Below are 6,740 nucleotides of genomic sequence, written 5' to 3'. Positions count from 1 at the left end.
AGCGCCGGCGGTAAAGGGAGGTGTGGTAGATGCGCTCCCGATTCAGGAAGGGCTGCAGGATGGCGGCGCGCTCGCGACGGTAGATCTCCTCCGGCACCCATTCGTACTCGGCCCGGACGTTGCGCTCGTACTCGTCGAACGTCGCTTCGTCGGCACCGAGGATCGACAGGTCGATGTCCATGATCAGTGCCTCGTCGGTGGTGTGCGGCTTCCCGGAATGCGCGGTCGCCAGGATCATCCCCTGGACCCGCGCCTTCTCCTCCTCCGGGCGCCCGAGCTCGTCCATGACGTGCAGGGCCCAGGCGGCGGAGCGCGCCTCGTTGTCCTGTCGCCGAAGATCGTAGACGGCGTCGTGGAACAGCACGGCCCAGCGGACTTCCTCGAGATGGACGGCGCGGCTCCAGGCGCCGCTCACCTCGTTCACGCAGCTTTCGAGGTGCGCGAGGCTGTGATAGCGGCGATGGGGCTCCGAGTAGGCCGCCGTGAGCTGCTCGAGCAGCGTCTTCTTCAGCGCCTCGATCTTCTCCGTCCGCGCCGTCCACTCCTTGGTGAAATCCTTGATCTTCCCAGGCTTCTTCCGTGGATACCATTCGAGCAGGACGGAGAACAGCGTATCGGAGACGGTTGTGGTCGTTGCCGGTGTGTCCGTCGCCACGGGATCCAGGGCGGCGAGCCGCATGGCCCGGCCGTAGAAATCGGCGAAGTCCTTGCGCGACAAACGGGCGCGCTGCGCCCGCAAGGCGTCGTACATGCCGAGGATCGCCCATTCCCACAGCCTGGTTCCGAAGTTGTAGGCGATCATGGCGATGCCGATCTCGCGGCGGATTCGATCGACTTCCTCGCGGTCCAGCCCCACCTTCGCGAACCAGGTGAACTGCCGGTCGATCGTCTCCTGCTCCTCGGACGAGTCGAGGAAGGGCTCCAGCAGCGCGCCCCAGACGGAGCTGCGCCGCTGGGTCGGCAGGTCATGAAGGTCGACGAATGCGAGGAGCGCCTCCCTGTCCCGGGGAACCTGGGGGATGAAAAGGACCTCGCCGCTCTTCAGCCGCAGCTGGGAGGGATAGGAGGCCAGGTTGATTTCCTGGATTTGGTCCTTGGTGATGCTGCCGGAGGGAAAGACGCTGGCAGGCTCGAACCCGTAGTTGCTGAAGCGCAGCATGGAGTCTTCCAGCGTCACGCGGGTCCGGTCCCAGCGCAGCAGCCGGGCCAGCGTCTTCCAGTACCCGGGATGAAAGAGAGCGCGGACGAACAGGTCTTCGGTTCCGTAGCGGCCCGGCTTCGACTCCATATGCCCCCCGCGCCAGTCGTTTGGAGAGAGATGCCGAGGTCGGGGTCTGGTAGAGGGTCCGGCGGCGATCGCGGGGGTTTTTCGCTCCATCCGCGATTCGGAGTCGGAATATACCGCCGCCGGCGATCCCGCCGCAATGAAGAAAATCGCCAAAAGGTGCCACAAGACTTGCGCGCCTGAGCCCACCTCGACCGCCGGGTGTGGGTAGGCAGTCCGGTTCCTGTTGCGGCCCCCGAAAGGGCTATGGTAAATTTCCGGGCTCGATGGGGCAGGCGAATGCTCGCCGCCTCCAATAAAGCCCGTTCGGAGCGCCAGACGTCGTGAACCATGCCGCAGCCATGAGCCACCCGATCGATCCCGCGCAGCCGTCTCCCCTGAGCCCCGACTGGGGCAAGATCATGATGTGGCTGTTCCTGATGAGCGACGCGATGTCGTTCGCGGGGCTGCTGTGCGCCTATGCAGCGGTCCGGATGAGCAATCCGCTGTGGCCGGTCCCGTCGTCGATCCTCGGAGTCCCGCTCACCGCCCTCAACACCTTCATCTTGATCTGCTCGTCGGTCACCATGGTCAAGGCGGTCTCGGCGATCCAGCATGGAAACGTCGCCGGCCTCAAAAAGTTCCTGGCGCTCACGATGCTGGGAGGCGCCAGCTTCCTCGGGATCCAGGCCTACGAATGGACCCACCTTATCAATGAGGGGCTCACGGTCCAGAAGAGCCTGTTCGGCGCCACCTTCTATGTCCTGACCGGCTTCCACGGCTGCCACGTCCTCAGCGGCGTCATTTACCTGGGCTTCATCCTGGCCGCCGCGGCGCGGGGACGTTACAGCGCGCAGCGCTGGGGCTCGGTCGAGATCGTCGGGCTCTACTGGCATTTCGTGGATCTGATCTGGATCCTGGTCTTCACCTTCGTCTATCTGATCTGAGGCGGGAGATGGAAGCGGCCGAGCACAAAGAGCCGAATTACATGGGGGTGTTCTGGGCGCTTCTCGTCCTGACGCTCGCGGAAGTCGGCATCTTCTACCTGCACCTGCCCAAGCTCGTCATGATCATCAGCCTGATCACCATGGCGCTCGCCAAGGCGGGGCTGGTGGCGGCCTACTTCATGCACTTGGCGCTGGAGAAGCGCACCCTCGCCCTGATCGTGGTCTCGCCGCTGATCCTGTCGGCCGTGATCATCATCGGGCTGACACCCGATTCGGTGTTCAACTATCCCCGCAAGCCGCCGGAGCGCTGGGTCCTGCCGGGCCAGGAAGAGCCGCAGCAGGGAACGGAGCCCGCCGGCCAGCCCGCGCCCGCTCCCGACACGAAGCCGGCGGCGCCTCAAGCTCCCGCCGACGGCGGCCCCGCCTAGCTCGCCCGCGATCCATCCCGGCTTGCGGCTCGCTTGCGTAGCCGCGCCTGACGCGGCGCCTCGAGGCGCCTTGCAATCCGGGCGGCTCGCCGGCCTCGACGCGGCCCTTCCGAAGCAACCTGACTTTCCCGGCTCAACCGCGCGGCGGGTACATCCAGTAGAGCATCACGTAGACCATCACGCCGGTGATGGAGACGTACGCCCAGATGGGAAAGGTCCATCGCGCGATGCGGCGGTGCGAGACGAAGCGCTCGCGCAGGGCGAAGGTCAGGGTGATGATCGCCAGGACCGGCACGCTGGCGGCGAGAATCGTGTGGGAAGCGAGCAACGTGAGGTAGAAGGTCCGCACCAGTCCGGTTCCCGGGAAGCGCACCGAGCCGACCTGCGCGTGATAGGTGATGTAGGAGGCGAAGAAGAGGAGCGAGGTGACGCAGGCGGAAATCATACAGGCGCGGTGCGCCGCGATCTCCCGGCGCCGGATGAAGCGGTATCCCGACACCAGGAAGATGAAGCTCATCAAGTTCAGGCTGGCATTGAGATGGGGGAGGGTCTGGATGATGCTCATGCGCCCGGGCGGCTCAGATCGATCTGTCCGTGAAGCATGTCGTCAGCGAGCTCACCCGCCGCTCGAGGCGAGGGCCGCGAGATCGCCGCGCAGCTTCTTCATGTCGTCCGTGTCGGTCGACTGGTAGTAGCCACGGACGCGCGCCTGGCGATCCACCAGGACCAGCGACACGCTGTGCAGGATGGCATCGGGCGAGGTGTCGACTGGAACGGGCGAATTCGACGCCACCTTGAAGCCGTTGCGGGTCAGATCGTCCAGCCGATCCTTGGGGCCGGTCAGGAACAGCCAGCGCTTCGGGTCGGCCTCGAAGTCCTTGGCATATTTCGCCAGCGCCTGCGGCGTGTCGTTTCCCGGATCCACGGTCAGGCTCATGAGCAGGACGTCTTTCCAGCGGGGCAGGGCGAACGCCTGCACCTTGACCATCTGCGCGGTTACCTGCGGGCACTGTGCGGCGCAGTTGGTGAAGATGAAATCGACTACGCTCACCTTGCCCATCATCTCCTGGCGCGTGACCGTCCGTCCGCTGCGGTCGGTCAGCGAGAATTCGGGAAGGCTGGCGAGGATGGGGAGCTTCGCGGCCCGGGATGAAGCGCTGTATTTTGTCCCCAGATAAGCTGTCGCGACGCCGCCGATCACCAGGAGCAGGACGGCCCACAGGATCGCCGTCGGCAGCTTGCGCGTCGGTTCGCTCAACGCCCGTCCTTTCCGCGGCGCAGCGTCAGATACGATGCCGCGGTGAAGGTCACCGCCGCGAACAGCAGCGTCACCGCGATGCAGGTGGGCCACGAAGGGAGGCCGGCCATCGCCTCCGCCGGAGCGCCGCGCTCCAGGACCCGCCGCAGCGCGGCCACGCCGTAGGTCAGCGGGTTGATGCGCATCAGGATTGCCAGCCACCCCGGCGCCCCCTCGGCCGGGAAGAATGCCCCGGACAGCAGCCACAGCGGCATCAGGAAGACCGTCATGATGGCGTGGAACCCCTGGGTCGATTCCATCCGCCAGGCAATGCAGAAGGAAAGGGCCGTCAGCGCGAAGGCGACCACCACCTGGATTACGAGACTCTCCAGGATGCCGACGACCGTGACCCGCAACCCCGCGAGCGGGGCGAGGACCATCAGCGCGGCCCCCTGCAGGACCGCCAGCGTCGTGCCGCCCAGCACCTTCCCGAGGACCAGGGCGCTGCGCGGAATGGGCGCCACCAGCACTCCCTGGAGGAAACCCTCCCGGCGGTCCTCGATCACCGAGATGGTGGAGAAGATGGCGGTGAACAGCAGGACCAGGATGATCGTCCCGGGAAAGAAATACTCCTTGAAGCTAGCCGAGCCGGCCCCCGCCGGACGGAACGAGGCGCCCAATCCCGCCCCGAACAGCGCCCAGAACATCAGTGGCTGGACGAAGGCGCCGAAGACGCGGCTCCCCTGGCGGAAGAAGCGCACCTGTTCGCGGCGCCAGAGCGAATAGGAAGCGAGCGCCAGGCTCATCCGGCTTTCCTCCCCCTTGCCGTTCCCGGTTTCGTCTCGCCGCCGTCCGTTTCCTCCCAGAACCGGTGGCCGGTGAGGCGGATGAAGACATCTTCGAGAGTCGGGCGGCCCACCGTCACGGCATCGATCGGACCGGCATGGGCCTCGATCAGCGCCGGCACGAAGCGGTGCCCTTCCGCGTGCTCGAAGCGCACCGTCCCATCCACGACCTGCACCTCGGTTCCCCAGCGCGCGCGGATGGCGGCCGCCAGCTCCGCCGGCGCCGAGGTCTCAATCGACACGACGTCGCCGCCGATGCGTCCTTTGAGCGCGCTCGGAGAGTCCACCGCCACCAGCTCACCCCGGTCGAGGATGCCGACCCGATCGCAGCGCTCCGCTTCCTCCAGGATGTGGGTCGTCATCAGGACGGTGACCCCGTCGCGGCTTCGCAGAGCAAGCAGGTAGTCCCACAGATCGCGGCGCGCTCCCGGATCGAGCCCTGTCGATGGCTCATCCAGAAGCAGCAGCTTTGGCTTGTGGAGCATCGACTTGGCGAGATCGACCCGGCGGCCGAGCCCCCCCGAAAGGGTCGCCACCTTGTCGCGCGCGCGGTCGGCCAGGCGGAACTGCTCGAGCAATTCGTCGATCCGGCGCCGGAGCGCACTTCCCGAAAACCCGTAGAGGTGGCCCTGGTGCATCAGGTTCTCGGCGACGGTCAGGTGCTTGTCGAGGCTGTAGGCCTGAAACGCCACCCCGATTTCCCGGCGCACCTCGGTAAGCGCGGCCGGTCTGGCGCCCGCTTCCAGGGTGGTGGCGAAGACCCGAGCCGAGCCGGAGGTCGGGACCATCAGGGTCGACAGGATGCGGAAAAGCGTGGTCTTGCCGCCGCCGTTGGGTCCCAGCAGGGCGAAGACCTCTCCCCGGCGCACCGTAAAGGAGACTCCTTTCAGGGCTTCGCGCTCCCCGTAGCGGTGCCGGAGGTCCCGGACCTCCACGGCTGTTTCTTCAGGCGGCATGTTCCTCCTGGTGTGAGAGCGGGATGATATACGTCCCGCCGCAAAGTGTCATCCAAACCTCCCTTTCAGGCGCACCGTCCCCTTGAGAAATCTTTGCATGGGCTGTCGTCCCGGGAAGCCCGGTTCCGATCTTCCAGGTGAGGGGACTTGGGGACGACAACGGAACGACGAACAGGAGGAAGGGACCATGAGGGCCTGGGGAAGGCGGGAAACGGCACGTGCTGAAAAGGAAGGCGCAGGGGATGTTGACCTGTGACTCCATACCGGACGTAGAATTCTTCCAACAGCGCCCCTTTACCCAAAGCAACAAGAACGCGACAAAGCTCCGCCGCATGGATCCGAGGTGAGATTGGCACCCTTCAGCCCTGAGCGTTGGAAGGTACTGAGTCCCTATCTGCATCAGGCTATGGAGCTGCCGGAGCAGGAGCGAGCTTCCTGGCTGGCGGACCTGCGCGAGCGCGACCCTGCCCTGGGCGCGGATCTCCAGACCCTGCTCGATGAGGACCAGGTGGCAGAACGGGAAGCCTTTCTGGAGGGAGGCCCCACAGCTTCCGCGGGACTCGAAGGGCGGATCATCGGCGGGTACACGATTGGCCGTCTCATCGGAGAGGGGGGCATGGGGGCGGTCTACGAAGCGCAGCAGAGACAACCGCGCCGTCTGGTGGCGCTCAAGCTCATCAATAGCTCCTTCGCCTCCCAGTCGACCTTGAGGCGGTTCGCTTACGAAGCCGAGGTCCTGGCCCGACTGCGCCATCCAGGCATCGCCCAGATTTACGAAGCAGGCACCCACGACGACGGGACGGGGCCGGTCCCCTTCTTCGCGATGGAGTTTGTCGCTCAGGCCCTTCCCATCACCCGTTACGTCCTCGACCACCGGCTTTCCACGCGTCAGCGGATCGAGCTGTTCATTCTCGTATGTGATGCGGTGCACCATGGTCATCAGAAGGGAATCATCCATCGGGATCTCAAGCCCACCAACATTCTCGTGGACGCCGGCGGACAGCCCAAGGTGATCGATTTCGGAGTGGCCCGCTCCACCGATTCCGATCTGGCGGCCACGATG

General features: G+C 65.6%; 8 protein-coding genes. 3 read left to right on the top strand and 5 right to left on the bottom strand.

Going from position 1 to position 6,740, the window contains the following annotated elements:
- The coding region (locus VFW45_00755) for a hypothetical protein (GenBank protein ID HEU5179293.1) at positions 1-1,288 on the bottom strand (1,288 nt) is incomplete at its 3' end.
- A gap of 320 nt (positions 1,289-1,608) precedes the next feature.
- On the opposite strand from VFW45_00755, the gene VFW45_00750 reads away from it, so the two are divergent.
- Both VFW45_00750 and VFW45_00745 read left to right on the top strand, forming a co-directional pair.
- Positions 1,609-2,211, top strand: a complete 603-nt coding sequence (locus VFW45_00750; GenBank protein ID HEU5179292.1) for a cytochrome c oxidase subunit 3 — start codon at positions 1,609-1,611, stop codon at positions 2,209-2,211.
- 8 nt (positions 2,212-2,219) lie between these two features.
- Positions 2,220-2,639, top strand: a complete 420-nt coding sequence (locus tag VFW45_00745; protein HEU5179291.1) for a cytochrome C oxidase subunit IV family protein — start codon at positions 2,220-2,222, stop codon at positions 2,637-2,639.
- A 133-nt stretch (positions 2,640-2,772) separates the two neighbouring features.
- Here VFW45_00745 and VFW45_00740 read toward each other — a convergent pair whose 3' ends face one another.
- Genes VFW45_00740 through VFW45_00725 form a run of 4 tightly spaced genes read right to left on the bottom strand, consistent with a single transcriptional unit; the run spans position 2,773 to position 5,677 of the window.
- Positions 2,773-3,204 (bottom strand): DUF420 domain-containing protein, encoded by a 432-nt coding sequence (locus VFW45_00740; GenBank protein ID HEU5179290.1) that lies wholly within the window; start codon positions 3,202-3,204, stop codon positions 2,773-2,775.
- A gap of 51 nt (positions 3,205-3,255) precedes the next feature.
- Positions 3,256-3,897 carry an SCO family protein gene (locus VFW45_00735; protein ID HEU5179289.1) on the bottom strand — a complete coding sequence of 214 codons (642 nt, stop codon included), beginning with the start codon at positions 3,895-3,897 and terminating at the stop codon, positions 3,256-3,258.
- Positions 3,894-4,682, bottom strand: coding sequence for an ABC transporter permease (locus VFW45_00730; GenBank protein ID HEU5179288.1), 789 nt, complete (start codon positions 4,680-4,682; stop codon positions 3,894-3,896). The genes VFW45_00735 and VFW45_00730 overlap by 4 nt, the downstream gene beginning before the upstream one ends.
- Positions 4,679-5,677 (bottom strand): ABC transporter ATP-binding protein, encoded by a 999-nt coding sequence (locus VFW45_00725; GenBank protein HEU5179287.1) that lies wholly within the window; start codon positions 5,675-5,677, stop codon positions 4,679-4,681. Before VFW45_00725 ends, VFW45_00730 begins: the two co-directional genes overlap by 4 nt.
- A gap of 343 nt (positions 5,678-6,020) precedes the next feature.
- On the opposite strand from VFW45_00725, the gene VFW45_00720 reads away from it, so the two are divergent.
- Positions 6,021-6,740 (top strand): protein kinase (locus tag VFW45_00720; GenBank protein ID HEU5179286.1); only part of this gene is annotated, 720 nt, incomplete at its 3' end.

The sequence above is a fragment of the Candidatus Polarisedimenticolia bacterium genome, assembly GCA_035764505.1.
GTDB lineage: Bacteria > Acidobacteriota > Polarisedimenticolia > Gp22-AA2 > AA152 > AA152.
Note: the sequence above shows the minus strand (reverse complement) of the source record. Positions and strands in the feature narration are given on the sequence as shown.